Below are 2,202 nucleotides of genomic sequence, written 5' to 3'. Positions count from 1 at the left end.
CCACGCCGCCGGCCATGCCGTCGTTCTCGGAGAGGACGGCGTCGACCTTGTTGTCGGCCTGGGTCAGGAACTGCTCCGTCTGCGTCTGGGCGAGGGACGGGTCCCAGTTGTCGGTGTAGGTCTCGCCGACGATCTTGATGTCGCCGGCCTTGACCGCGTCACCGATGACCTGCTCGTAGCCGTCGCGGAGGAAGTCGGAGTTGGCGTCGGCCTGGTTGCCCTTGATGATCACGTAATTGCCCTTGGGCACCAGCTTGAAGATCGTCTCGGCCTCCATCCGGCCCACCTCGACGTTGTCGAAGGTGATGTAGAGCGCCTTGGGGTCCTCGATCAGGCGGTCGTAGGCGATGACCGGGATGCCCTGGTCGATGGCGTTCTTGACCGCGGGCTTGATCGCCTCCCCGTCCTGGGCAAGGATGATCAGCGCCTTGGCCCCCTGGGAGATCAGGTTCTCGACGTCGGTGAGCTGCTTCTCGGCCGAGGAGCCGGCGTCGGTCGAGATGTACTTGGCCCCGGCGGCCTCGAGCGCCTGCTTGATGGCGGGCTCGTCGGACTTGGCCCAGCGCTCCTCCTGGTAGTTGTTCCAGGACACGCCGACGGTGATCTCCTCACCGCCACCCCCAGCCGTGCCGTCGCCCGAGTCGTCGCCTCCGCCACAGGCTGCGACCACCAGGGCGAGGACGGCGACGAGCACCCACCGGAGCTTGCGCATCTTCGATCCACCCTCCCACGCGTCGGCGTCCCGGACCGGGACGTTCCGGCGAGCATAATATCGTGGGGACGGCAACAAAAGGGGGCGGTGGCGGATTGACCCGGACGGGGGCCTCGACCAGGGACACGGCGACCCGCCGGGGTGTCGCCGCCGAGGAGCTGCGCCGGCACAACCTGGCCGCGGTGCTGGAGCGGCTGCACCTGTCCGGGCCCCAGTCGCGCTCGGAGCTGACAGCCAGGACCGGCCTCAACCGGTCCACCGTGGCCGACCTGATCGGCGAGCTGACCGCCCTCGGCCTGGCCGAGGAGGGCCCGGCGCCGGCCACGTCGGGCCCGGGCCGGCCCTCGCCGCTGGTGCGGGCCCGGCCCCAGGGGGCGGCCGTGCTGGCCGTCGAGGTGTCGGTGGACTCGATCGCGGTAGCCACCTCCGGGCTGGGCGGGGTCGTCTACGACCAGGCGCGGGTGGCCAGGCCACGGAGGCGCTTCTCGCCCCAGGAGACGGTGCGGGTCGTGGCCAAGCTCGCCGAGCCGCTGCTGGTCTCGTTGCCCGCCGACCATGTCCTGGCCGGCGTCGGCGCTGGCGTGGCCGGCGTCACCCGGCGCTCGGACGGGTTCCTGCATGTCGCCCCGAACCTGGGCTGGCGCAACGTGCCCCTCGGGGCGATGCTCGCCACCGAGTTCGGGCTCGCCGCCCCCGTCCTGGTCGCCAACGAGGCCGACCTGGGTGCCCTGGCCGAGCATCGCCGGGGCGTCGGAGTGGGCGTCGGGCACCTGATCTATGTGTCGGGTGGGGCCGGGATCGGCGTCGGCATCATCTACGACGGCAAGCCGATGCTGGGCTCGGCCGGCTACGCCGGCGAGGCCGGGCACACCCTGATCAACCCCAACGGCCAGCGCTGCGGCTGCGGTGCCCTCGGCTGCTGGGAGGCGGAGGCGGGGGAGGCGGCCCTGGCCCGTCGGGCCGGAATCCCGGCGACCGTGGCCGGGCTCGGCGTGCTCGGCACGGTGCTGACCCGGGCCAGGGCCGGCCACCGGCCCACCCTCGCCGCCCTGGCCGACATCGGGCGGTGGCTGGGGCTCGGCATCGGCAACCTGGTCAACGTGCTCAACCCCGAGCTGGTGGTGCTCGGAGGCTTCTACCACGCCCTGTTCCCCTACCTGGAGGCGGCGGTCGCCGAGGGGGTGCGGGCGCGGACGATGGACGCTCCCGGTGGCGTGGCCAGGATCGCCAGCAGCAGGCTCGGCGCCGACGCCCTCCTGATCGGGGCGGCCGAGCTGGCGCTCTCCGACGTGGTCGCCGACCCGGCCCGGACCGCCGGTCGCGGCATGCGCGTTCGGTCCCCGGTGGAGGGAGAGGGTGGAGGCTGAGGGCGCCCGTGGGCCGCTGGCCCGGCGGGTCGCCCTGGAGAGGCCAGGCCTGCTGTGGCTGGCCGCCGGTGTCGTCGCCGGCGCTCTGGCCACGGTCGGCCTGGTGCTGGCGGCCCGCACCAT

Annotated in this window: 2 protein-coding genes; one reads left to right on the top strand and one right to left on the bottom strand. The window is 73.0% G+C overall.

The window, feature by feature from the left end; genetic code table 11:
• A partial coding sequence (locus VF468_05790) for a substrate-binding domain-containing protein (GenBank protein ID HEX5877824.1) occupies window positions 1–712 on the bottom strand: 712 nt, incomplete at its 3' end.
• Between the two features lie 95 nt (window positions 713–807).
• Here VF468_05790 and VF468_05785 point away from each other — a divergent pair.
• A complete protein-coding gene (locus VF468_05785) occupies window positions 808–2,079 on the top strand; it encodes an ROK family transcriptional regulator (GenBank protein ID HEX5877823.1) in 1,272 nt (423 codons plus the stop codon).
• Window positions 2,080–2,202 lie beyond the last annotated feature (123 nt).

This window comes from Actinomycetota bacterium (assembly GCA_036280995.1).
In the GTDB taxonomy this organism is placed as follows: domain Bacteria; phylum Actinomycetota; class CALGFH01; order CALGFH01; family CALGFH01; genus CALGFH01.
The sequence above is the reverse complement of the archived record's forward strand: the minus strand, read 5'-3'. Positions and strand labels throughout refer to the sequence as shown.